This window comes from Enterococcus sp. AZ109 (genome assembly GCF_051714625.1).
GTDB lineage: Bacteria > Bacillota > Bacilli > Lactobacillales > Enterococcaceae > Enterococcus_A.
In genome coordinates this window covers 1,915,001-1,938,568 of the sequence record NZ_JBIOSF010000001.1, presented here as the reverse complement: position 1 = coordinate 1,938,568, position 23,568 = coordinate 1,915,001, and the positions used below count along the sequence as shown (strand labels likewise).

Annotated in this window: 22 protein-coding genes, 1 rRNA gene and 1 other annotated feature (1 of these 24 running past the window's edge); of the genes, 17 read left to right on the top strand and 6 right to left on the bottom strand. The window is 38.9% G+C overall.

Translation table 11 applies throughout. From position 1 onward, the window contains the following. The first annotated feature begins 151 nt into the window (after nucleotides 1–151). The 8 genes from IGI42_RS09200 (at nucleotide 152) to IGI42_RS09165 (ending at nucleotide 6,996) form a co-directional block, all read left to right on the top strand. Nucleotides 152–1,354, top strand: a complete 1,203-nt coding sequence (locus IGI42_RS09200; protein ID WP_438715543.1) for a phage portal protein — start codon at nucleotides 152–154, stop codon at nucleotides 1,352–1,354. Further along, nucleotides 1,347–2,846, top strand: coding sequence for a phage major capsid protein (locus IGI42_RS09195; RefSeq protein ID WP_438715542.1), 1,500 nt, complete (start codon nucleotides 1,347–1,349; stop codon nucleotides 2,844–2,846). Before IGI42_RS09200 ends, IGI42_RS09195 begins: the two co-directional genes overlap by 8 nt. A 58-nt stretch (nucleotides 2,847–2,904) precedes the next feature. Next, a complete protein-coding gene (locus IGI42_RS09190; protein WP_438715541.1) occupies nucleotides 2,905–3,189 on the top strand; it encodes a head-tail connector protein in 285 nt (94 codons plus the stop codon). Beyond that, on the top strand, nucleotides 3,176–3,508 hold the full coding sequence (locus IGI42_RS09185) for a phage head closure protein (protein ID WP_438715540.1): 333 nt from the start codon (nucleotides 3,176–3,178) through the stop codon (nucleotides 3,506–3,508). The genes IGI42_RS09190 and IGI42_RS09185 overlap by 14 nt, the downstream gene beginning before the upstream one ends. A gap of 335 nt (nucleotides 3,509–3,843) precedes the next feature. Then, nucleotides 3,844–4,425, top strand: coding sequence for a hypothetical protein (locus IGI42_RS09180; protein ID WP_438715538.1), 582 nt, complete (start codon nucleotides 3,844–3,846; stop codon nucleotides 4,423–4,425). 775 nt (nucleotides 4,426–5,200) lie between these two features. Beyond that, the gene (locus IGI42_RS09175) at nucleotides 5,201–5,626 is read left to right on the top strand and encodes a GNAT family N-acetyltransferase (RefSeq protein WP_438715537.1); all 426 of its coding nucleotides are present in this window, start codon (nucleotides 5,201–5,203) and stop codon (nucleotides 5,624–5,626) included. A 172-nt stretch (nucleotides 5,627–5,798) separates the two neighbouring features. Next, nucleotides 5,799–6,686: a diacylglycerol/lipid kinase family protein gene (locus tag IGI42_RS09170; protein WP_438715536.1), complete on the top strand. Its 888-nt coding sequence runs from the start codon at nucleotides 5,799–5,801 to the stop codon at nucleotides 6,684–6,686. A 76-nt stretch (nucleotides 6,687–6,762) separates the two neighbouring features. Beyond that, nucleotides 6,763–6,996, top strand: coding sequence for a hypothetical protein (locus IGI42_RS09165; RefSeq protein WP_438715535.1), 234 nt, complete (start codon nucleotides 6,763–6,765; stop codon nucleotides 6,994–6,996). A gap of 1,176 nt (nucleotides 6,997–8,172) precedes the next feature. Here the strand turns inward: IGI42_RS09165 and IGI42_RS09160 are convergent. Next, on the bottom strand, nucleotides 8,173–9,054 hold the full coding sequence (locus IGI42_RS09160) for a shikimate dehydrogenase (RefSeq protein ID WP_438715534.1): 882 nt from the start codon (nucleotides 9,052–9,054) through the stop codon (nucleotides 8,173–8,175). Nucleotides 9,055–9,308: 254 nt separating this feature from the next. Between IGI42_RS09160 and rsmG the strand changes: the two genes are divergently transcribed. Genes rsmG through IGI42_RS09130 form a run of 6 tightly spaced genes read left to right on the top strand, consistent with a single transcriptional unit; the run spans nucleotide 9,309 to nucleotide 13,745 of the window. Further along, complete coding sequence (gene rsmG / locus IGI42_RS09155; protein WP_438715532.1) at nucleotides 9,309–10,025, top strand: 16S rRNA (guanine(527)-N(7))-methyltransferase RsmG; 717 nt, start codon at nucleotides 9,309–9,311, stop codon at nucleotides 10,023–10,025. A gap of 11 nt (nucleotides 10,026–10,036) precedes the next feature. Then, nucleotides 10,037–10,804 carry a ParA family protein gene (locus IGI42_RS09150; protein WP_438715531.1) on the top strand — a complete coding sequence of 256 codons (768 nt, stop codon included), beginning with the start codon at nucleotides 10,037–10,039 and terminating at the stop codon, nucleotides 10,802–10,804. Next, nucleotides 10,791–11,684, top strand: coding sequence for a ParB/RepB/Spo0J family partition protein (locus IGI42_RS09145; protein ID WP_438715529.1), 894 nt, complete (start codon nucleotides 10,791–10,793; stop codon nucleotides 11,682–11,684). Before IGI42_RS09150 ends, IGI42_RS09145 begins: the two co-directional genes overlap by 14 nt. 11 nt (nucleotides 11,685–11,695) lie before the next feature. Then, nucleotides 11,696–11,881, top strand: a complete 186-nt coding sequence (locus IGI42_RS09140; RefSeq protein WP_438715528.1) for a DUF951 domain-containing protein — start codon at nucleotides 11,696–11,698, stop codon at nucleotides 11,879–11,881. Nucleotides 11,882–11,918: 37 nt separating this feature from the next. Beyond that, the gene (ychF, locus tag IGI42_RS09135) at nucleotides 11,919–13,019 is read left to right on the top strand and encodes a redox-regulated ATPase YchF (protein ID WP_438715527.1); all 1,101 of its coding nucleotides are present in this window, start codon (nucleotides 11,919–11,921) and stop codon (nucleotides 13,017–13,019) included. An 18-nt stretch (nucleotides 13,020–13,037) separates the two neighbouring features. After that, on the top strand, nucleotides 13,038–13,745 hold the full coding sequence (locus IGI42_RS09130; RefSeq protein ID WP_438715526.1) for a DUF1129 domain-containing protein: 708 nt from the start codon (nucleotides 13,038–13,040) through the stop codon (nucleotides 13,743–13,745). A gap of 104 nt (nucleotides 13,746–13,849) precedes the next feature. On the opposite strand, the gene IGI42_RS09125 is transcribed toward IGI42_RS09130, so the two are convergent. Further along, complete coding sequence (locus IGI42_RS09125) at nucleotides 13,850–14,557, bottom strand: DUF4811 domain-containing protein (protein ID WP_438715524.1); 708 nt, start codon at nucleotides 14,555–14,557, stop codon at nucleotides 13,850–13,852. After that, complete coding sequence (locus tag IGI42_RS09120; RefSeq protein ID WP_438715523.1) at nucleotides 14,554–16,014, bottom strand: MDR family MFS transporter; 1,461 nt, start codon at nucleotides 16,012–16,014, stop codon at nucleotides 14,554–14,556. The genes IGI42_RS09125 and IGI42_RS09120 overlap by 4 nt, the downstream gene beginning before the upstream one ends. A 137-nt stretch (nucleotides 16,015–16,151) precedes the next feature. On the opposite strand from IGI42_RS09120, the gene IGI42_RS09115 reads away from it, so the two are divergent. Continuing rightward, a complete protein-coding gene (locus IGI42_RS09115) occupies nucleotides 16,152–16,628 on the top strand; it encodes a MerR family transcriptional regulator (RefSeq protein ID WP_438715521.1) in 477 nt (158 codons plus the stop codon). A gap of 95 nt (nucleotides 16,629–16,723) precedes the next feature. After that, nucleotides 16,724–18,208 carry an IMP dehydrogenase gene (guaB, locus tag IGI42_RS09110; protein WP_438715520.1) on the top strand — a complete coding sequence of 495 codons (1,485 nt, stop codon included), beginning with the start codon at nucleotides 16,724–16,726 and terminating at the stop codon, nucleotides 18,206–18,208. Between the two features lie 99 nt (nucleotides 18,209–18,307). Here guaB and serS read toward each other — a convergent pair whose 3' ends face one another. From serS to IGI42_RS09095, 3 genes are all read right to left on the bottom strand, one after another. Further along, complete coding sequence (serS, locus tag IGI42_RS09105; protein ID WP_438715519.1) at nucleotides 18,308–19,588, bottom strand: serine--tRNA ligase; 1,281 nt, start codon at nucleotides 19,586–19,588, stop codon at nucleotides 18,308–18,310. A 50-nt stretch (nucleotides 19,589–19,638) separates the two neighbouring features. Beyond that, nucleotides 19,639–19,848: a binding site (T-box leader), on the bottom strand. 35 nt (nucleotides 19,849–19,883) lie between these two features. Continuing rightward, the gene (locus IGI42_RS09100; protein WP_438715518.1) at nucleotides 19,884–21,068 is read right to left on the bottom strand and encodes a sensor histidine kinase; all 1,185 of its coding nucleotides are present in this window, start codon (nucleotides 21,066–21,068) and stop codon (nucleotides 19,884–19,886) included. Beyond that, on the bottom strand, nucleotides 21,058–21,747 hold the full coding sequence (locus IGI42_RS09095) for a response regulator (RefSeq protein WP_438715517.1): 690 nt from the start codon (nucleotides 21,745–21,747) through the stop codon (nucleotides 21,058–21,060). The genes IGI42_RS09100 and IGI42_RS09095 overlap by 11 nt, the downstream gene beginning before the upstream one ends. 626 nt (nucleotides 21,748–22,373) lie before the next feature. On the opposite strand from IGI42_RS09095, the gene IGI42_RS09090 reads away from it, so the two are divergent. Further along, nucleotides 22,374–23,568 (top strand): 16S ribosomal RNA (locus IGI42_RS09090); it runs 365 nt beyond the window's last position.

Here is a 23,568-nt window from a genome sequence, read left to right as displayed (position 1 = left end):
ACATTCATACTATCCTGTTGCTTCTCGGATTGGTCTTGATCCTTGCAGCAATCACTTTTCTAACAAACTTCTACTGGGGATTGTTAGCGCTGGGCGTGGTGCTTATAGGAATTGCTATTTTACTAAATAAACAACAGGAAGGAGGGTAAAGATGGCATTTTTCAAAGGGAAAAAAATTTCAAATACCACAGGAGATCCGTTCTTAGATCATGTAGTAGAAATTGTTACTGATGAAGGAAACAATTTTGTCAGTATCAAAGCGTTGCGAAATAGCGATGTATTTACCGCAATAAAAATTCTAGCCTCTGATATTGCTTCCAGTCCTTTACAGCTTGTAAAAGATGGATTGCCAACTAAAGAGAATGAAATTACTACTTTGTTTAATGGAAAGCCTAACGAACTTATGGATGGATGGCATTTTAAGTTTTGCTTGGCAGTCAACATGCTTTTGAATGGCAATAGTTTTGCGGAAATCATCCGTTCTGATGATGGAAAGCCTAGTCAATTAGAAATTATCGCTAATAGTGAAATGAATATGAAGCAGCTTGATAACGGGCTATTAAGTTATGAAATAGGTAAACAAAATAAACCTAAGAGAAAGTTAAAAGCTACAGATGTTTTGCACTTCAAATATTTCACACAAGATGGCTTAGTGGGGATACCGCCGCTATACGCATTAAAAGATGAATTAAAAATACAAGATGCTGGTAATAAAACGATTTTCAATTATTTCAAGCGTGGAATCAATAGCAGTGGGATTTTGACAGTTAAAAAATCAGACTTAGACTCTAAAGCAAAAAAAGCAATTCGAGAAAAGTTTGAGGAAGCCAATGGATCGGACAGTGGCGATAATGCAGTTCGAACCATTGTACTAGACGACACAATGGACTACAAAAAATTAGAAGTAGATACAAGCGTATTGAAACTAATTAATTCCAATGATTGGAATACAAAACAGATTAGTAAGTGCTTTGGTATTCCATCGGATCGGTTAGAAGTCGAAAGCGCCCATTCGAGTGTTGCGCAATCCAACTTGATTTATTTACAAAATACGTTAAGCCATTACTTCGCTTGCTTTGTAGCAGAAATAAAAAATAAATTGCTTGATGGCGAAAAACTAAGCGTCCGCTTCAATACAGAACGGTTTATGGAAACAGACCCGTTGACTATGGCGGAAACAACATTAAAGCAAGTACAAGGTTCTTTACTTACTATCAATGAAGGGCGAGCAAAACTAGGATATTCACCGATCGATGGTGGTGATCGGTTACTAGCAAGTTTGAACTTTACTTATTTGGATACATTAGAAAAATATCAATTAAAGGAACAGGAAGGAGTCACGCCAATTGAATAATGACGAAGAAAAAGAAAAAAGGTTAACGGAAGATGCCGATCTAAAAACCAAGAAACCAAAAGATGTCAATGAGGAACAAGAAGGGAAAACTATCTCAGGGTACGCACTGAAATTTGGACAACCTTCAAAAGACTTGGGTGGTTTTGTAGAAGTTATCACGCCAGAAGCTCTGAAAGAGGTAGATTTATCGGATGTGTTCTTACTACACAACCATGATTACAGCAAACCGTTAGCTAGTACCAAAGCCGGTACGTTGAAACTGAATGTAGATGAGGTGGGGCTTCACTTTGAAGCAGAATTAAATGATACGAGCTATGCTAACGATGTGTATGAAAATGTATCAAAAAAGTTATTGGATTCGATGAGTTTTGGTTTTGTATTGGGAATCGATTCCTTCAACAAGAAAGAAGATGGTGAAATTATTCGATCCATTGAGAAAGTAAAAGCACTAAATGAAATTAGTGTTGTTACAGTACCAGCTTATGATTCATCAAATGTTCAAGTGAATAAGCGTTCTTATGAAGCGTTTATGAATAACCACGCAACTAAAGCAAATAAAAAAGCCTTAGAATCCACTTCTAAGACACAAAAGGAGAAAGAAAACATGGTAAAAACTTTAATCGATAACGAAAACACAGAAATTAGAGGATACGAAAATTATATCCGTTCACAAGGTGAAGTACGTGACGGAGTGACTACTGTAAACGCAGCCGCAGTTGTACCGGAAGAAGTGATTGGCGAAGTATTTGATTTAAAACGTTCAAATTATAATTTGGCGCAATATGCGACTGTAAAAACAGTATCCAATGGACAAGGAAAATATCCAGTTGCTACCAATCAACAAGCAGTGTTAGCAACAAAGGCTGAACTAGCAGAAATTGGTGATATTGATGCGGATATGTTTACGCAAGTGGAATATAAAGTAGAAACACGTGCTGGTAAAATCGCTTTGTCTAACGAAGTGGTAGAAGATTCAGCAGTGAATATCGTTCAAGAGGTGAAAGATCAGTTAGCAAAATTGGTTGAGAATACGGATAACAAACATATTGTTGACCTATTAAAAACTTTCACTAAGAAAACAGCAGCCACATTGGATGATTTAAAGCAATTGCACAATGTAGCGCTTGATCCAGCTTTAAATAAAATGGTGATTCTAAATCAAAGCGGATATAACCACCTAGATACGCTAAAAGATTCTGATGGACGCTATATTTTGCAACCAGATGTAACAGCTCCAAGCGGAAAATCATTGTTTGGAATGCCTGTTGTTTTGATTGCTGATTTATTGTTTGCCAATCCTAAAGCCGGTACGTTCCCTATGATTATGGGTGACATTGCGCAATCAGTATTTGTAGCTCGTAGAAACCAAGTCACAACTCAATGGGAAAAATTTGATTACTACTCACAAGGTCTAGCGGTTATCGTTCGTAACGATTACAAGAAAATTGACGAAAATGCTGCCGTATACATTGAGTTTACACCAGCACCGTAAATCATAATTTAGGGTTCTCTGATGATAGAGAATCCTTTCTTTTAAAGAGGTGAATAAAATGATAGAGGTATCCGATGTGAAAAACAGTCTACGAATCGATCATAATCTTGATGATACTCTTATCGATTTGCTGATTGAAACGGCAGCAGATTATATTATCAGTGCAATTGATGCAAAAGCTGAAAGAGAAAATATTGAAAAATATCAACAGTTTAATTGGGCTGTTTCGTTGCTTACACAACATTGGTACGAAAAACGTGATACAGCTAATAGTGATCGTATGCCTGTAACGGTGCAAGCGTTAATACAACAAATGAGGGGTGCTTACTATGCCACTCATTAAGAGCGTTAACGAATTCAACGAACGTATAGACGTAATAACAGTAAAGCCCAAGCCAGGTCCAATGCCAGGTGAAGATGTTGAGAAGATCATTTTTAGTTGCTGGGCGAAAATACGAACTCAAAATATTAAAGATGTGAAAGAAATGACCGGTACGAATTATGAAGACACATTAGAAATCGTAATTAGACAAGACCAAAAAGAAACGGTCACTAACAAGATGAGAATAGGCTGGCGAGGGAATCATTACAACATTGTAAAAGTCAATCCAGACACGGCTTATAAGGAGTTTATGGTACTGTTAGTTAAACAATCTAACTAGCGATTACGGTTGTAAACGATAGCGTTTTTTAGTATAATCAAGGTAGTAAATGTTGGGAGTAGCTACCCAAAGTTTACAGATAAATTTATCGAAATCTATTATTGGACTGAAAACTGTAGGTATGGTTGCAAACATACCGGACTAGGAAAAATAATAGATAATGAACGTTCAAAATCTGGTACTGGTGTAGGGGTTACGCTTTTTTTGCTAAACGGAATGCTGAAGTTAGTTTTAATCCGAAAATTATCCAGATCTTCTATTACACGTCCTTTATGGGCGTGTTTTTTGGTATACTGAAAAACAAGAGTTTTTGGTGATGAGGAGGAATAAAGATAATGATAAAGAAAGTAAAAGACATCGTATTTATGAAAGAAAGCACAGAAGTAAAATGTTGGAGGGTTTCTATCCCACTATTCCTATGCTTTTTATTATGCTTAATAGTTGGTAAAAAAATGTGGGTATTATGTTTGGTTGGTCTATTTCTTTTTATTATGTATTTTATTATTCCGAAACTAGTATTAAACTATTACCTTTCAAGAGCCAAAGAAATCGCTGATGCAAAAGATAATTTTGATGCTAAAAAAAGTTATTTAGAAAAAAAGAAAATTTCAATTGGTAAAACTATCGATCGACTTTTTGATATTTCATATGCGCTAGTAATTGGAGCTGTGGTAAGTGTTGGAGTGGGATATGAAAGTTTTAAGGAATCTAATCTTTGGAAATTGCTTAATGATAATAAAGATGATAATGGAAATGGAGTTAACTATGAAGTGTATATTTTTGGTGCTAAAGATCATTTTACCATATTGTTAGTTGTTAGCTGTTTTATATTCTTGGTGTATTGTCATTTTTCCAGCTTGTCAATCATGAATAAATTTGAAGAAGAAATAGAGAAGATTACTTGTGAAGATTCTTAAAATTTTTGTATGCCAATTAAACAGTTGGAATGATAGATACGAGGCAGCAAGATTTATGAAAGTAGCAAAGGAATTACCAAATGTGGGCACGTTCGCACATTTAGGTGAAAAATCAAAAAAATGATTTGAAAATTATACTAAAAGGGCGGATGCTAAAAAGCCTAATGTTGGGTAATTTAAGTGGAGCAGCAGAATGAAAACTATTTCAATAATGCCCCCAGCTAATATAAATTGAATACGGTTTTGAATACGGGATATTCAAAATATACGAAAATGTGCGGTAGTAATTTCTATAAGGAAGGTCAAATGATTACTTATAAATCAATACTTTTGAACGCTAGTTATCCAACTTCTCGAATATATTGAACAAGGAAAAATAGCGAAGGTAGAAGCTTAGGAACCTTGTTTTTGTTTCATGTGAAACGTTTGAATAACAAATGGGTTAGAAATATATACACCGAAATAGCGACTGTTACATCTTACTTAGGGAAGATGTCGGTCGCTATTTTTATTGATTTGTGATAAAACCGTAGTCTTTTCTGAAAGCATTTTTCCAATGCTCAAGAAGAATACTTTCACGCCTTTTAAAGCGACAATGCAATTAAATCCCCCTCTTTATTACAACAAAACATCGTAAAGAATATAACTAGTCTGTTATAATCGATGAGAACATTACAAAAAAACCATTTATAGAACTGGCGTGGACAAAATGAAGCAGGAATTTTGGAAGCGTGCGAACAGAAAAAATCGTTAGAGAGATTTAGGAGAACAAAAAGTGCACATTATAGAAAATAATACCCTTGAGATGCAAGAACTAGTGAAGGACAAAATAGTGGAATTTGGAAACAGGAGCTTGCCCACTTCAATTGATACCTTGCCAGAAGCTTCGTATGGCTGTTACCTGTATGATGATAAAAATAACATAGTTGGAGGCATTGTTGCCCACTGCTACTGGAATATCATGCATATAGATTTTTTCTGGGTGGATGAATCGTTGCGAGGTCAAGGACAAGGTAGAAAGTTGTTAACTAAAATGGAGAGCATTGCGCAAAGAGAAAAATGCAAGGTTATTCATTTAGAAACATTTTCATTTGAGGCACCATTATTCTATGAGAAGAGCGGCTATCAAGAGTTCGGAAAAATTAACGATGTTCCAGTAATGGACTGTGATTACTTTTTCTTCAAGAAAAATCTGGCATAACCTCCAAGAAAGCGGTCAGAATTTAATATCAGCTTAAATGATTGATGATAATGAAATAAAGCAGTTGCTATCGATAAGTCTATTAGCTTATAACTTTCAAGAAAATCTATTATGATAGTGGTAACGATTAAACAATCACTGTAGTGGTTTAGTCGATTATGGGAGGTGCCCTATGAAAAATGTTTTATTAATTATAAATCCTAGCTCAGGTGGCGAAAAAGCGAAAGAATACGAACATTTAGCAAAAGAAAAGCTTGAGAGTCTGTTTGATAACGTGGAAGTCAAACGAACGGCGAAGGCTGGCGACGCAGAGGAGTTTGCTAAAAGTGCAGCTCAAGAAAATTACCATAGCGTGTTTACTATGGGTGGTGATGGAACGGTGAACGAAGTAATCAATGGTCTAGCCGGAGAGCAAAAACGCCCTAATTTCGGCTTTTTTCCATTAGGAACGGTGAACGATTTGGCACGAGCACTGAACATCTCGCTGGATCCGAAAGAAGCAATTAACTCTCTAGATAGTACAAAGCAGAGACCTATGGATATTGGAAAAATCAATGATCGGTATTTCTCAAATGTTGTGGCGATTGGTGCTATTCCTGAAGGGATTAATCAAGTTGATACAGAAGAAAAGACAAAATTCGGTAAACTAGCTTATTTTATTTCAGGCGCTAAGCAGCTGTCGGCGAATAAATCCTATCAATTTAATCTCACCATCGATGGAGAAGAACAGACAATAAAAAGCAGCACCTTGTTAATTGGTTTGACTAATTCAATTGGCGGATTTGACTCTTTGCTGCCAAATGCCAAAATCGATGATGGGAAATTGCATTTTTTGTTCTTGAAGGATCAAAATTTTCTTGATACCGTAAAGACCGTACCAGATCTTTTGAAAGGGATTAAAGAACCGACTAAAAACGTTGCCTATCTAACAGTAAAAACACTTAAAATAGAAGTATTGAATCAAGTGGAGTTAGCGACTAATGTTGATGGTGATCCAGGTGCAGAATTACCAGTAGAAATTCGCGTCCTACCTGCTCATTTAACTGTTTATGCAGGGTAAACTTGTTTGCGAGACAAGGCTTCAGCTGTATTTTTTACGAGATGATTAACTGCTTTTTAAATAGGAGGACAAATCTATGGAAGAAACGGTATTTTTTAATTTGGGGAATGCCTTAGCTTCAAAAAAGGACCCCAAAGAACTGATTAAAGAAGCACAAATTGTTAAGGACCAAAGAGAGTCATTAGGCAAACTAGTTATAGTAGAAGATCCAAAGAACGGTGACCACATTCTATTTGAATTATCAGATCAAAAAGAAAGTTCAAGTTCAGAAAAAACAACAGAGTTCAAATTGAAAAACGTGATTGATTAAACGCAAATCGACTATTGTTTTAGTCGGTTTTCGTTTTTTTTATTTTTTGATTTCAGGTTATTTTAATCCGCAAAAAACAGTCAGAATGTTTCACATGAAACATTTTATAAAGGAGGATAGATTGACAGAGGAAGGCAAAACTTAAACAAGAAGTGCTTGATTCATAAATGTATGACTGCGGTGATTTATTTGACGAAAGTGCTCATGGATTTCGTTATTAGATTCGAATAATGATCTAAAAAAAAGAGTAACTTCGCGAGAACTGTGGTGTTTAAATAGAATTTAATTGATTTTAAATAACTGTGTTTTCTGTTTGTTCAGATGGATGAGTATAATTTGCGATATACATGATAGGCATTTAATCAATTAAAGGATGATTGTTTAATAATTAGGATAACGAATAATAACGATGGAAAGATGCTTTTAATGTTTAATCCTCTTTCGAAGAAACACAATCTAAATTGAAAATGCTCCATAGCGTTGGCGTTGATCATAACAATATTAATAGGAGCTGTTATCTGATTATTAGTTACGCAAGACAAAAAAGTTCATCAAAAAATTGAATTACTGAGAATCCAAGCATGCATTTTATAGATATTAGCTAAGAAGAGACTCTAATCATAAAATGATCAGAGTTTTAATATTTGCTTTGTCAGTTATTTTAATGCGCTAATTATCTGTGTCTTTTGTTTTTTATTAGTTGGCAGATTGCATAGGAGAATATTGTGCTAAGCAGCTTTTTTTAGTGTAAATAATCTTGAAAAATACCTAACACTATTTCACAATCTATGGAAAAGTGGGCAAGGTTTGGTATGGATTATCCGAGAAAGGGGCGCTTAAAAAGTACAATAATAGAGCTCATTCCGAGTAGTTGATCAAGGATAAACTCCAGGAAAACACACGCGGTGTTGTATAACAGGAGATGAGGCGGCGGATTAATATGCATTTTTATGCATAGTTTGACAGCTAGAAATAAATTAATTTTAACTATATTTCTAATAAAAAGTAGGAGGGAGAAGATCAGGAACCGGATTATCAATGGTCATTTTAAACTAAAAAGACACACAGGATCTTTATCCCGTGCGCCTGTTCCAAATATGTTCACAGATTAAGTTTTTCACAATGCTAAAGCTCACATTGTACTTAGCTGAATGAGTTTGCAAAACGTTCTTAAGTTTATTCTTCGTTAAAAAGTAAATCTTTGATATAAGCTACGGGCATGTCTTCATCGGTAAATAATTTGAAGGCTGCAGCTCCTTGGTAAAGCATCATACCTAAACCGTTGATCGCTTTTTTCGCACCGTGTTCTTTAGCGAACTTCAATAGTTTGGTTTCTCTAGGTGAATAAACCACATCAAAGACAACCAAGTCTGGACGAATCATTTCAGGATCTTCAATTAAGCTAACGTCTTCTAAAGGTTTCATACCAGCTCCGGTAGCATCAATATAAATAGAACTTTCGGCAACAGATTTTTTGAAGGCTGCTTGATCGGCTAAGTCAGTTGCGGTGGCGATACAATCAGTATGTTCATTGATTTTCTTTGCGGTTTCTTTGGCGTTTTCAAATACACCATCGTTTACGTTGAAAATGCGAACTTCTTTTGCGCCATCAAAGGCTGCTTGAACTGCTACGGCAGTACCTGCTCCACCAGCACCGGTTAAGGTAATAATTGCATCTTTTACTTCTACGCCTTCGTCTCTTAAAGCTTCCATTGCACCAATGCCGTCAGTGTTATATCCAACTAGGTGGCCTTTAGCATCTTTGTTAGTTACAGTATTAACCGCACCAATCAATTGGGCTTCTGGAGAGACTTCATCTAAATACTGAATAATTTCTTGTTTGTTAGGCATTGAAACATTTGATCCTCGTAAACCGAGCGCGCGAATTGCTTGAACAGCATCTTTCAATTCGTCGTTACCTACTTCAAAAGCTAAGTAAGCATAATCGAGTCCAAGTTTAGCAAAAGCTTCATTGTGCATGGTAGGTGACATACTGTGGCGGATTGGATAAGCCATTAAACCAATAAGCAGTGTGTGTCCAGTTAATCGTTCAGTCATAAAATGTACCCTCACTTCTTTTATTTAGTTACATAGTCATTCTACGTGAGCAACTGCATAAGTACCAATGTTTTATTTTGATAAATTGGATAAAGGATTTTTATATAAAAATAGTATTCGATTGAGGGTGTTAAAACTTTCTTTATTCAAGTTGTGAAACTTAGCTAAGGCATTGCATCAAAAGGGAATTTGCGTTAAAGTAGAGGTTAGTCTGTGAAACATTTTATCTGTTTCACAATAAGAGAGGATTTTCTATGAAACCAGAAGAATTTCAGGCGGAATTAGCCAAACATGGACTGGATTTAACCAGTGAGCAGATGGATCAATTTTCCGCTTATTATAGACTCCTTGTTGAATGGAATCAAAAGATGAATTTAACGGCAATTACCGAATTAGAAGAAGTGTATTTGAAACACTTTTATGATTCATTGACGTTACTTTTTTCTGAAGATTTTCAAACAGATGGATCGCTATGTGATGTTGGTGCCGGTGCCGGTTTTCCGAGTATTCCTTTGAAAATTGTTTGTCCGCAACTGCAAGTGACGATTGTGGATTCCTTAAACAAACGAATTACCTTTCTCACTACGCTAGTAGAAGAGCTAGGTTTAGATAATGTTTTTCTGTATCATGATCGTGCAGAAACCTTCGCTCAGCGAAAAGAGCTGCGGGAATCTTTTGACTCTGTTACGGCTCGAGCGGTAGCACGGCTAAATGTGTTAGCAGAACTTTGTTTGCCGCTAGTAAAAAAACAAGGCTATTTTTTTGCACTAAAAGCTGCTAAGAGTGAGGAAGAGTTGGAAGAGGCACGTAAAGCGATTGCTGTTTTAGGTGGGAAATTAGTCAAAGAGCAAGACGTTTCGCTACCAAATGACGGCGGTAGCCGCTACGTGTTAACGATCCAAAAGAAAAAAGAAACACCTAAAAAATATCCGCGAAAACCGGGGCTGCCTAATAAGCAACCACTTAAATAGGAGGAAAGTATATGGCACGGATTATTTCTGTCGCAAACCAAAAAGGCGGTGTGGGTAAAACAACCACGACCGTCAATCTGGGCGCTTGCTTGGCATTTACTGGAAAAAAAGTCCTATTAATTGATAGTGACGCACAAGGGAACGCAACGAGTGGTCTAGGAATTAGAAAACCAGACGTAAAAGAAGATATTTATGACGTATTGGTAAATGAAGTTCCAATTAAAGAAACAATTATTCAAACGGAACGGGAAAACTTATCAATCGTTCCTGCAACCTTGCAACTAGCCGGTGCAGAAATTGAATTGACTTCGATGATGGCCAGAGAATCTAGGCTAAAAGGAGCACTTAGTGACGTAAGGGATGAGTATGACTTTATCTTAATTGACTGTCCACCTTCTTTGGGACATTTGACCATCAATGCGTTTACTGCGAGCGATGCCATTTTAATCCCTGTTCAATGTGAGTATTATGCATTAGAAGGGTTGAGTCAATTGTTGAATACCGTCCGCCTTGTTCAAAAGCACTTTAATCCTGAATTAGAAATTGAAGGCGTCCTATTAACCATGTATGATGCTAGAACAAATTTAGGAGCGGAAGTAGTAGAAGAAGTCCGTCGCTATTTCCAAGAAAAAGTTTACGATACCATTATTCCTCGTAACGTACGTTTGTCCGAGGCACCAAGTCACGGCAAACCAATTATTGATTATGACCCCCGTTCAAAAGGTGCGGAAGTGTATCAGGCGCTAGCAAAGGAAGTGTTAGATCGTGAGCAAAAATAACAAAGGTTTAGGTCGCGGAATTGATGCGTTGTTTCAAGATTTGTCCGAGATTGAAGAGGTCGATATGAAAAATGATCAGATTATTGAAATCCCCTTAAGTGAATTACGTCCGAATCCTTATCAGCCCCGAAAGTCATTTGATGAGACTTCCTTACAAGAGCTGGCAAATTCGATTGCACAATCTGGGGTATTTCAACCAATTATCGTTCGAAAATCAGCAGTAAAGGGTTATGAGTTAATCGCCGGCGAACGCCGTTTCCGGGCTTCAAAATTAGCCGGAAAAGAAACGATTCCAGCAATTGTCCGTGAATTCGACGAAGAAGCAATGATGCAAATTGCTGTGTTGGAAAATTTGCAACGGGAAGATTTAAATCCGTTGGAAGAAGCAGAAGCCTATGATATGCTGATGAAAAATTTGAATTTAACCCAAGCAGATGTAGCTGCTCGTTTAGGTAAGAGTCGTCCATATATTGCTAACTATTTGCGTTTGTTGTCTTTACCTAAATTAGTAAAAGAAATGGTCCAAGATGAACGTCTTTCGATGGGGCAAGCACGGACACTTTTAGGCTTGAAGAAAAAAGATCAAATCTTGAAGCTTGCCAATCGGGTCGTAAAAGAAGGGCTAACCGTTCGCCAATTGGAACAAATCGTGGCGGAATATAATGAAGGAAAAACCAAAGAGAAGAAAAAAGGTCCACGTCTCGCTAAAGAAAAACCGTATTATCTAAGAGAAAGCGAAGACCGCTTAATGGATAAATTCGGGACAAGCGTAGAAATTGTGGAGAAAGATGGCAAAGGAAAAATTGCCATTGAATATTTGTCACCAGATGATTTAACCCGGATTTTAGATATTTTAAGTATTCATTTTGATGAAGCGTAGGAGGAATAACTATGTATGATTTGGGCGATATTGTTGAAATGAAAAAGCCCCATGCGTGCCAAACTAATCGCTGGGAAATCGTGCGAATGGGAGCAGACATCAAAATCAAATGCGTAAATTGTGGACATGTCGTAATGATGACACGTCGCGATTTTGAGAAAAAGATGAAAAAAGTACTTGAGAAAAAAGAAAACTAAGCAATCGTAATCTAAAAAAGAAAGAGATGAAAAAGTCATGGCCTTAACAGCCGGAATCGTGGGCTTACCAAATGTTGGTAAATCAACTTTATTCAATGCAATTACTAAAGCAGGAGCCGAAGCGGCCAATTATCCATTTGCGACCATTGATCCAAACGTCGGAATGGTTGAAGTACCTGACTGGCGCTTAGAGCGTCTAACAGAATTAGTGAAACCGAAGAAAACTGTCCCTACAACGTTTGAATTTACCGATATTGCTGGAATTGTCAAAGGTGCCAGCAAAGGTGAAGGACTAGGCAATCAATTCTTGAGCCATATTCGCCAAGTCGATGCAATTTGTCATGTAGTTCGTTGCTTCGACAATGAGAATATTACGCACGTTGAAGGGCGCGTAGATCCACTGGAAGACATCGAAACGATCAACTTAGAGTTGGTGTTAGCCGATTTAGATTCAGTGAATAAGCGTTATGCACGAGTAGCTAAGGTTGCTAAAACCAAAGAAAAGAATGCTGTAGCAGAATTAGCAGTATTAGAGAAGATCAAACCGGTTTTAGAAGAAGGTATGTCCGCTCGTACAATCGAGTTTTCAGAAGATGAACAAAAAATTGTCAAAAGCTTGTTCTTATTAACCAGCAAACCTGTTTTATATGTAGCCAATGTCGACGAAGAAACCGTAGCTGACCCTGATGGCAATCACTACGTTCAAGTAGTACGCAACTTTGCTGCAACTGAAAATTCTGAAGTTATCGTCATCAGTGCGGAAGCAGAAGAGCAGATCGCTGAATTAGATGATGAAGACAAAGTCGAATTTTTAGAAGCAATGGGCGTAGAAGAGTCTGGATTAGACCAGTTAATACGGACTGCGTATGATTTATTAGGTTTAGCCACTTACTTTACAGCAGGTGAACAAGAAGTTCGTGCGTGGACTTTCCGTAAAGGAATGAAAGCACCACAAGCAGCAGGGATTATTCATACGGACTTCGAGCGCGGATTTATCCGAGCGGAAACCGTATCTTTTGAAGATTTAGACAAATATGGCAGTATGCATGCTGCTAAAGAAGCAGGGCGTGTTCGTTTGGAAGGAAAAGACTACGTTGTTCAAGATGGCGACGTAATGTTGTTCCGTTTCAACGTCTAAGCTGAAAGGGGAAAAAAGATGGAACCAGAAAAGTTGCAGGAGCTAGCGGCCGATAATCGTCAGCTAGAGACACAGCTAACAAAACGTAATCAGCAATATATCTTCGATTTGAAAAAATCATTCGCTGCGGCTAATTTTTCAGAGGAGCAACAAGAAGAAGCATTACACGATATGTTGCCAACCTTGGTCGCAGAACAAAAAACTGGGAAAACAGCTCGTCAGTTATTCGGTACAGTTTCCGAGCATTTGGACGCAATTGTCAACAAACCAGTAAAAAATGAACTAGCTACTAAGCCTGTATTGATGTGGCTGGATAACTTTATGTTCCTGTTTGGGTTGCTGTCCCTTATTTCGGGCGCTATGGCTTTATTCGTTTCACGTGGAACACAACAAACTGCTACTTATGGATTAACCGCTATAATCGTCGCATCAGCGACCGGAGGTTTGTTGTTCTATTTCATGTATGTGTTCGTCTACCAATACGAACAACCTGGAGCAGACAAATCTAAGAAACCAAAAACTTGGAAGACTATTTTGATTTTAGGTTCGATGACTCTGGTATGGTTTTTGATTTTCAATGGTGCGATTTTCTTACCGCCAGCATTGAACCCAATTATCGATCCATTTATATTAGTAGCACTAGGAGCGCTCGCATTAGCCGCTCGTTACTATTTGAAAAAACGTTTTGGGATTGTCAGCAGTTTGTCAGGTCCAAGACCACAATAATAAAAAATGAGCTTTCCGTTTTCGGAGAGCTCATTTTTTTGTTGGAGTAAGGACTCAACAGTGCATTCGCTAGAGTGTTAAAGTAGAGAAAATATAACTTCTTCCTACTTAGTCACTTCAGCGACGATATTTGCCATCGCATATTTTTGAAAGTCATTAGTAGCTTGTTGAGCAATTTGCTGCTGGGCTGCTTGATCCAACGAAGGATTTTGCATCATCGCTTGTGCTACCTTTTCTTGAACGAATGCTTTGGCTTGCTCAGCCAGGGCTGCTTGATTTTCAGCAGCTAGTTTCGCTAGCTTTTTCGCTTGCTCAGTAGTTAATACGAACCAGTCATCGCTGACTTCAAAGGTATTGTCTTCTTTGATTAATTCATGGTCTTTACTGGTCAAATTAAACCAGCGTTTTGCTGTATCATTTTTGTAGGTCCAGTAAGTTTTTTTCTCAATCAATTGCGCCTTTTCTTGACCAGTCTTCAAATGATTGGCAACCAAATCTGTACCAGTAGCGGTGGGTTTCTTCTGCTCTTGCTTTGTCTTGTATAGATAAACCTTTTCGGTACCATTTCCCAAAGGTTGATACAATAACAGATTGCCTTGTTGACCGTCTGCGCTGGAGACTAGGGGTTTAACCGTGGTTACCGTGACTTTCTTCATGCCATAGTGGTAGTGATCATTCGCAGTGATGAACCCTAAGCTAACTAAAAAGATGGCCGCAAACAAAATCGAAAGTCCGGTTTGCCAACGTTTCTTAGCAAAAATATTTGTTACCGTAAATGCCAAGACACTTAAAATAGTGATGATGAAGATCATGACTCTTGCCCCCCAACTTCTGTTTTTTTCTGTTTTAAGAAGAAGGTAATGACAAAACCAACGATACCAAAGGCAACGGCGGTGTAAAAAGCAGCATGGTAACCTGACAATGTAGCATTTAATGCTTGTGTTTTATAAGTCAATGGCAATGTCTTCAACAAGTTTGCTTTAGGCAAATTGCCCTTTGTTACATTACTCAAGATACTAATTAAAATTGCTGTACCAATTGAGCTAGCTACTTGGCGGAACGTATTATTAACTGCTGTTCCGTGACTAATTAAGTCCATTGGCAGAGCATTCATACCAGAAGTTGTAACTGGCATCATTACCATCGAGATGCCAAACATCCGTAATGCGTACAAGATGACAATCATCGCAATAGGTGTTTCCTTAGTTAAGAAAGCAAACGGCAAGGTTGCGGCTGTTAGAATCAGCATGCCGCCAATAGCCAAACGTTTTGCCCCGTATTTATCAAAAATAGATCCGGTAATTGGCATCATAGCACCCATCACAATAGCGCCAGGAAGCAACATCAAGCCAGAATGAAAAGCCGATTCTCCCCGAATATTCTGAATGTATAATGGAAGAACCATTTCTGCCCCAACCATCGCCATGTTAACAACGCCAACTAAAATCGCAGCGATCGTAAAGGTACTTGATTTAAACACGCGCAATTCTAAAAAAGGATGCTCCAAGTGTAGTTGTCGCCAAGCAAAAGCCGCAATAACTAAAATGCCAATTGCCAAGAAGCCAAGGACTTCAGGACTGCCCCAACCGTTGTCGCCAACTGTTGAAAATCCATAAAGCAAACTACCAAAACCGATGGTAGACATGACTGCTGAAAGGATATCAATACTAGGGTTAGACAAGCGAATCACACTCTTCATCAAAAAGCTGGCTAAGATCAATACTAAAATGACAATTGGGATAACCATGCCAAATAGATCGCGCCAAGTGTAGTGATCAATAATCCAACCAGAAAGGGTAGGGCCTAATGCAGGAGCTAGACCAATAACGATACCGGCCATACCCATCGCAGAACCCCGTTTTTCTGGTGGGAAAATTGAGAGCATAATATTTTGCAAAAGTGGCATGGAAATACCAACACCAGCAGCCTGGATTAACCGACCAATTAATAGAGCAGAAAAGCTTGGTGCAGAAAAACAAGTAATCGTTCCGATCAGAAAAATGATCATCGCGGTCATGTATAATTTTTTGGAGCTAAATTTATTAATCAACCAAGCACTGATTGGAATCATGATACCATTTACTAGCAAAAAGCCCGTCGTTAACCATTGCACACTCGAAGCAGAAATATCGAAAGCTTTCATTAGTGTAGGAAAAGCAGTGGTTAGTAAGGTTTGGTTCAACACAGTACAGAAGGTTCCAATTAGCAGTACGACTACCAACAAGGAGCGATTGTACGGTTTCCCATAAATATCGATCGATTGGTTCACGATCTCACGTCCTCTCTTTTTATGAAAATTTCAGAAAAATGTTCGAAAATCACTTTACTGCTGTTTGTGATTTTTGTCAACTTACTTGACACGGGCGTTAGCCAACGTATAATTTGAAGTAGAAATGAGGTGTTCCTGTGAATAAAGCGAAAGTAAAACAATTACTAGAAAGTGATGAATTAGTCGTTGGTATTAGTGAGCTAAGTAAGATGACGGATGTTTCTCCAAGACAATTGAGGTATTGGGAAGAAAAAGGGTACATTTCTTCAATTGTTTCAGAAAGTAAGGGCAATCGTAAATATCGACTGCCGATGGTAGTTAAGGTAGAAATGATCAAGAATTATTTAGACGAAGGATATACATTGACGACAGCCGTCGAGAAAGCCAAAGAACAACAAAAAGGGATTCATGAAACGAAACGAATGATGAAACAGGTGGTCAAAGGGATACACCAAGTGGGGGAACAATTTGTTGTTTTGCATTTAGCTGATTTTACCAACCAAGGTGAGCTTTATTTAATCAGGGATACGACCAGTGGAGCGAATTGGTACAAGGTAGCCATGCAAGAAGTAGAGTTGTCAGCAGAGCAATTGATGGAGTGGATAGAAAAGTGAAGGTTAGATGAGTATTTGTTTCATGGTTATTGACTTACTTAAAACCATCTGTTAGTTTAATCAGTAAAAATAATTTAGAGGAGTGGTTACGAACAATGTCTAATTGGGAAACGAAATTTGTAAAAAAAGGTCTAACCTTCGATGATGTCTTACTAATTCCGGCAGAAAGCCATGTGTTACCAAACGAAGTGGACATGAGTGTGCAATTGGCAAAAAATATTAAATTGAATATTCCGTTGATGAGTGCAAGTATGGATACTGTTACTGATAGTAAAATGGCAATTGCAATGGCACGTCAAGGTGGATTAGGTGTTGTGCACAAAAACATGAGTATTGCTGCCCAAGCAGATGAAGTTCGTAAAGTGAAACGCTCAGAAAGCGGCGTCATCATCGACCCATTTTTCTTAACACCCGATCATAAAGTGCACGATGCGGAAGACTTAATGAGTCGCTACCGTATCAGTGGAGTGCCTGTGGTTGAGACTTTAGAGAATCGTAAACTGGTAGGAATCATTACGAACCGTGACATGCGATTTGTGACTGATTTTCAAATGCCGATTGCCGAAGTGATGACCAAAGACAACTTGGTCACGGCACCAATCGGAACTTCTTTAAAAGATGCGGAGAAAATTTTACAAAAACATAAAATCGAAAAATTGCCAATCGTTGATGAAGAAGGCCGTTTAAGCGGACTAATTACGATTAAAGATATTGAAAAAGTAATTGAGTTTCCAAATGCTGCCAAAGATGAACACGGACGTTTATTAGTAGCAGCCGCAGTTGGAGTGACTAGCGATACGTTTGAACGGGCTGGAGCGTTATTGGAAGCTGGAGTAGACGCAATTGTTATTGACACTGCCCATGGACATAGTGCTGGAGTACTTCGGAAAATTGAAGAAATTCGGTCAACATTCCCTGAAGCAACGTTAATCGCTGGAAATATTGCTACGGCTGAAGGTGCGAAAGCATTGTACGATGCTGGCGTCGATGTAGTAAAAGTGGGGATTGGTCCGGGTTCCATTTGTACAACTCGTGTGGTTGCTGGCGTGGGTGTACCTCAATTAACCGCTATTTACGATGCAGCTTCTGTGGCACGTCAATATGGTAAATCAATCATCGCTGACGGCGGAATCAAGTATTCAGGAGACATTGTTAAAGCGTTAGCCGCAGGTGGTCATGCCGTAATGCTAGGATCAATGTTAGCCGGGACGGATGAATCTCCAGGAGAATTTGAAATTTATCAAGGGCGTCGTTTCAAAACGTATCGCGGAATGGGCTCTCTTGGTGCGATGGAAAAAGGCTCGAGTGACCGTTACTTCCAAAGTGGTGTAAATGAAGCAAATAAATTAGTACCAGAAGGAATTGAAGGTCGTGTAGCCTATAAAGGAAGTGTAGCGGATATCGTCTTCCAAATGATTGGCGGTTTGAAATCTGGGATGGGTTATGTTGGTGCACCAAACTTGAAGGATTTAAGAGACAATGCACAATTTGTTCAAATGAGCGGCAATGGACTAAAAGAATCACATCCACATGATGTTCAGATTACCAAAGAAGCACCAAACTATTCCGTAGAACAATAAAAGAAACGACAAAAAGAGGAAAGAATCCCGCAATTCTTTCCTCTTTTTTTTATGGATGAATTCAAAGACAGCAGCCGCTCCCGTCTTGAATTTTTCCCGTTACTTTTCTTTTTCGATCGTTTTTAAGTTCCCCATATATGGTACCAAAACTTCTGGAATTGTAACAGTCCCATCTTCATTTTGATAATTTTCCAAGATGGCGGTAACTGTCCGTCCAACCGCTAAACCAGAGCCGTTCAAGGTATGAGCATACTGAACTTTCCCATCTTCATCGCGGTAACGGATCATTGCCCGTCTTGCCTGGAAGTCTTCACAGTTAGAGCAAGAACTGATTTCCCGATACGTATTTTGAGCAGGGACCCAAACTTCTAAATCATAAGTTTTAGCAGCTGAAAAGCCCATATCCCCAGTAGAAAGTGCCACAACGCGATAAGGTAAATTCAGTTTCTGCAATAGTACTTCTGCATCGTTTGTCATTTTCTCTAGTTCATCATAAGAGGTTTCTTTATCACTAAATTTCACCATTTCTACTTTATGGAATTGATGCAGACGGATTAATCCTCGCGTATCTCTACCAGCGCTTCCTGCTTCAGAGCGGAAAGAAGGAGACAACGCTGTAAAGTAAATTGGCAATTCTTGGCCATCTAAAATTTCATGGCTGTAATAGTTCGTCAAAGGGACTTCAGCAGTTGGAATCAACGTTAGATCCCGGTCTTCAATTTGGAAGACGTCTTCTTTAAATTTAGGGAATTGCCCTGTGCCAAACATTGCTTCGCTGTTAACTAGGTAAGGTGTGATCATTTCAGTATAACCTTGTTCATAAACATGCTCATCCAACATGAAATTGTAAACGGCGCGTTCTAAACGTGCCCCCAGCCCTTTATAGTAGACAAAACGGCTACCTGCAACTTTTGCCCCACGTTCAAAGTCCAAAATATCTAGTTCTTCGGCTACTTCCCAATGTGGCTTCGGTTCGAAATCAAAGTGACGCGGTGTGCTCCAACGACGGACTTCCACGTTATCATCTTCATCGGCACCAACAGGAACAGAGTCATGAGGTAAGTTTGGAAGCGTAGTAGCAATTTCAGTTAGTTGAGCGTCAATTTCCGCTACTTCTCCGTCTAATTCCTTGACTTTAATTCCGACTTCTTTCATTTCAGCAATCTTGTCATCTGCATCTAGCTTTTCGCGTTTTAATTTGGCAATTTCACCAGAAACATCATTGCGGTATTTTTTAAGTTCTTCTGTTTTTACCAGCAACTGCCGGCGACGTTCATCTAAATCAACAAAGCGCTCCAATATATCACTGGTTACGCCACGTGTTGCCAATTTTTCTTTCACTTCTTCAAAGTTGTGACGAATCATTTTTACATCTAACATTTATTTTTTCCTCCTTAGATAAAATAAAAAACACCATTTCATCCCTATAATCTTGGGACGAAACGGTGTGTTATTTCGCGGTACCACCCGAGTTCAGCCAAATTGGCTGCTCTTAGTTGACAAATATCGGCTGTCTTCCGGCTTTTTTTTCAAAAAGCGCAGATAATGAAACTGGATTTCCCTAAGCTGTTTATTGGTTTTCACCAGCCACCAACTCTCTAAAAGAACAGACTTACGTACTCGGTTTCCTGCTTTTGTATGATTACCCACAGTATAAGCAAAATGAAATTTAAAGTCAATGGTCTTTAATAACAGGTTCTTTTGTTAGATTTGCTTTTAGCGGCAGGTGAATAATAAAGGAAGTCCATTGTTTATTGGACTGTGCGTAGATGTAGCCACCATGCAAATTGACAATGTTTTGTGAAATAGCTAATCCTAAACCAGTCCCGCTAATTTCTTGTGAACGGGACTCATCTACTCGATAAAAGCGGTCGAACAATTGATCCAGTGATTCGCGTGGAATAGGAGTACCATTATTTTTAACCGTGATGATAGCTTCAGTCTTAGCTTTTTCAAGTTGCATAACAATCTGTGTTGCGCCACCGCCATACTTGAGGGCATTAGTAATAAGATTATTAAAAACACGAACCAGCTTTTCTGTATCTCCATCCATAATCAAGCTAGTTTCGGTGGTTTCAACTGAAATTTGGATATTCTTTTTGCGTGACTCTAATTCAAAATCAGCCGCTAATTGTTCCAACAATTGTACCATATCAAAAGACATTGCCACTATTGGAACGGAAGGCTGACGAACTTTTGTATACTCAAACAAATCATCAACCAGCGATTTCATTTGTTTCGCTTTAGTGTAGGCAATGTGGGTGTACTTAAGAACTTCCTCTTTTGATTGATACTGTCCATCTTCAATTAACCCAAGATAGCCAATAATAGAAGTTAGAGGTGTTCGAATATCATGGCTCACGTTCGTGATCAGCTCATCTTTTGATTGTTCAATTTCACGTTCATCTTCAATTGCAGCTACGGTACTGTCTACCAATCCATTGATACTGGCAACAACCTTGCTCAAATCTCCCCGCAATTCAAACGGAATCCGGTAATCATAGTTGCCATTAGCAATATAATGAAGCTCGTTTATGATATGACGCAGCTGCATTTGTCGATAGCGACGAATCAGGCGCCAAAAAACGATCAAGCCATCGACGATAAAAAAGAAAGGAAAGAGAAAATTACGAGCACTTAAAAAAATATCAGTATTAAAATTTTGAGCAAAAATATTTCGTGAGTTGTAAATCGCATCACTTAAGTTAGGAGAATTCTCAATCATTTGTGTGAGTACAACCATGATTGCCACATTAAGTAGAAGCAAAATGATTACTGTGACAATGCCCTCAGCAATTAATTCGCTGATTTCTTTTGATGTTAGAGTAATCCGGCGTTTTTTTTCTACGCTATTTTGCATCAATCTTGTATCCGACTCCCCATACGGTTTGAATCACTTTTTCCCCATCGGTTGCTTCTTCAATCTTATCTCGTAAATGGCTGACATGGACCATCACGGTTTTAGCGGATACGATACTCTCTTGTTTCCATACACGTTCAAAAATTTCATCGGCACTAAACACCCGATTTGGATGACTAGCAAGCAAATACAAGATTCCGAATTCTAAAGCGGTCAGTTGAATTTCTTTTCCATCAACTGTTTTCACTTCGTGGGAATCTTTGTTGATAATTAATGATTGGATCTCAAGGATATCTGGTTGATCCTCTGCGACTTGCATTTTTGTCCGACGTAATAAGGATTTTACGCGCGCCATTACTTCTAAAGGATTAAACGGCTTAGTAACGTAATCATCTGCTCCAGCGACTAACCCCTTGATTTTATCCATGTCAGTTGTTTTGGCGGTTAACATGATAATCGGAATTTGTGACTCTTTACGTAGTTCTTTAACAACTTGCATGCCATCCATAACAGGCATCATGATATCCAAAATCAATAACTCAATATCTGTAGATGTTCGTAACTTGCTTAAGGCATCTTTGCCATCATAAGCTTTTACCACCTCATAACCTTCATTGTGTAAATAAATACTCAGTAACTCAACAATTTCTTTATCGTCATCTGCAACTAATACTTTCATGTGAAAACCTCCATCGTTCATTAAAATATGTTCTTATCCCCATTTTACCAGAGAAACAGGGGGAAGGCGAAAATCCGCTTCATGAGTTTAAAAAAAATCAAGAATACAATTAGCAAAAAAATTAGATGAATCAGAAAGAAGTATTGTCATTTTTCAGCTAAAAACGAACGAAATAAAATGATGCAACATAGATAAATCGGATTTGAAAAAAAGTGAAAAAAACTCTCTTTTTTTCGTTGACCAACCGCTCTAAAACTGCTATATTATTGAATGTTCCAAAAAGTAATATACATTTTCAACTTAATAAAAAAAGGCGTTGACAGACGACTGGAAATCAGTTATTCTATCAAAGTCGCAGTTGAACAACTCATACAAATCGAAAAAAACTTTTTCAAAAAAAGTTAAAAAAGTTATTGACTTTGATTCAGTAACCTGATATGATATATGAGTTGCTGATGCAGCGAGAAACGCAAATTTCATTAAGTAGACCTTTGAAAACTGAACGAATAAAACAAACCAAATGTGTAGGGCGTTTCTATTATATAGAAACAAACAACATAGCAAGCAATTGCTAGCGAATCAATTTTTAAATTGAGCTTAACAGTCTTAGGACTGTTTCAAACATCTTATATGAGAGTTTGATCCTGGCTCAGGACGAACGCTGGCGGCGTGCCTAATACATGCAAGTCGAACGCTTTTTCTTTCACCGGAGCTTGCTCCACCGAAAGAAAAGGAGTGGCGAACGGGTGAGTAACACGTGGGTAACCTACCCTCGAGCGGGGGATAACACTTGGAAACAGGTGCTAATACCGCATAACAAAGAAAACCGCATGGTTTTCTTTTGAAAGGCGCTTTTGCGTCACTCGAGGATGGACCCGCGGTGCATTAGCTAGTTGGTGAGGTAACGGCTCACCAAGGCAACGATGCATAGCCGACCTGAGAGGGTGATCGGCCACATTGGGACTGAGACACGGCCCAAACTCCTACGGGAGGCAGCAGTAGGGAATCTTCGGCAATGGACGAAAGTCTGACCGAGCAACGCCGCGTGAGTGAAGAAGGTTTTCGGATCGTAAAACTCTGTTGTTAGAGAAGAACAAGGGTGAGAGTAAAATGTTCACCCCTTGACGGTATCTAACCAGAAAGCCACGGCTAACTACGTGCCAGCAGCCGCGGTAATACGTAGGTGGCAAGCGTTGTCCGGATTTATTGGGCGTAAAGCGAGCGCAGGCGGTTTCTTAAGTCTGATGTGAAAGCCCCCGGCTCAACCGGGGAGGGTCATTGGAAACTGGGAAACTTGAGTGCAGAAGAGGAGAGTGGAATTCCATGTGTAGCGGTGAAATGCGTAGATATATGGAGGAACACCAGTGGCGAAGGCGGCTCTCTGGTCTGTAACTGACGCTGAGGCTCGAAAGCGTGGGGAGCAAACAGGATTAGATACCCTGGTAGTCCACGCCGTAAACGATGAGTGCTAAGTGTTGGAGGGTTTCCGCCCTTCAGTGCTGCAGCTAACGCATTAAGCACTCCGCCTGGGGAGTACGACCGCAAGGTTGAAACTCAAAGGAATTGACGGGGGCCCGCACAAGCGGTGGAGCATGTGGTTTAATTCGAAGCAACGCGAAGAACCTTACCAGGTCTTGACATCCTTTGACCACTCTAGAGATAGAGCTTCCCCTTCGGGGGCAAAGTGACAGGTGGTGCATGGTTGTCGTCAGCTCGTGTCGTGAGATGTTGGGTTAAGTCCCGCAACGAGCGCAACCCTTATTGTTAGTTGCCATCATTTAGTTGGGCACTCTAGCGAGACTGCCGGTGACAAACCGGAGG

Coding starts and splice junctions, on each gene's coding strand:
- IGI42_RS09200 (WP_438715543.1), top strand. CDS start 152: ATGGCATTTTTCAAAGGGAAAAAAATTTCAAATACCACAGGAGATCCG.
- IGI42_RS09190 (WP_438715541.1), top strand. CDS start 2,905: ATGATAGAGGTATCCGATGTGAAAAACAGTCTACGAATCGATCATAAT.
- IGI42_RS09185 (WP_438715540.1), top strand. CDS start 3,176: ATGCCACTCATTAAGAGCGTTAACGAATTCAACGAACGTATAGACGTA.
- IGI42_RS09180 (WP_438715538.1), top strand. CDS start 3,844: ATGATAAAGAAAGTAAAAGACATCGTATTTATGAAAGAAAGCACAGAA.
- IGI42_RS09170 (WP_438715536.1), top strand. CDS start 5,799: ATGAAAAATGTTTTATTAATTATAAATCCTAGCTCAGGTGGCGAAAAA.
- IGI42_RS09165 (WP_438715535.1), top strand. CDS start 6,763: ATGGAAGAAACGGTATTTTTTAATTTGGGGAATGCCTTAGCTTCAAAA.
- IGI42_RS09160 (WP_438715534.1), bottom strand. CDS start 9,054: ATGACTGAACGATTAACTGGACACACACTGCTTATTGGTTTAATGGCT.
- rsmG (WP_438715532.1), top strand. CDS start 9,309: ATGAAACCAGAAGAATTTCAGGCGGAATTAGCCAAACATGGACTGGAT.
- IGI42_RS09150 (WP_438715531.1), top strand. CDS start 10,037: ATGGCACGGATTATTTCTGTCGCAAACCAAAAAGGCGGTGTGGGTAAA.
- IGI42_RS09140 (WP_438715528.1), top strand. CDS start 11,696: ATGTATGATTTGGGCGATATTGTTGAAATGAAAAAGCCCCATGCGTGC.
- ychF (WP_438715527.1), top strand. CDS start 11,919: ATGGCCTTAACAGCCGGAATCGTGGGCTTACCAAATGTTGGTAAATCA.
- IGI42_RS09130 (WP_438715526.1), top strand. CDS start 13,038: ATGGAACCAGAAAAGTTGCAGGAGCTAGCGGCCGATAATCGTCAGCTA.
- IGI42_RS09125 (WP_438715524.1), bottom strand. CDS start 14,557: ATGATCTTCATCATCACTATTTTAAGTGTCTTGGCATTTACGGTAACA.
- guaB (WP_438715520.1), top strand. CDS start 16,724: ATGTCTAATTGGGAAACGAAATTTGTAAAAAAAGGTCTAACCTTCGAT.
- serS (WP_438715519.1), bottom strand. CDS start 19,588: ATGTTAGATGTAAAAATGATTCGTCACAACTTTGAAGAAGTGAAAGAA.
- IGI42_RS09100 (WP_438715518.1), bottom strand. CDS start 21,068: ATGCAAAATAGCGTAGAAAAAAAACGCCGGATTACTCTAACATCAAAA.
- IGI42_RS09095 (WP_438715517.1), bottom strand. CDS start 21,747: ATGAAAGTATTAGTTGCAGATGACGATAAAGAAATTGTTGAGTTACTG.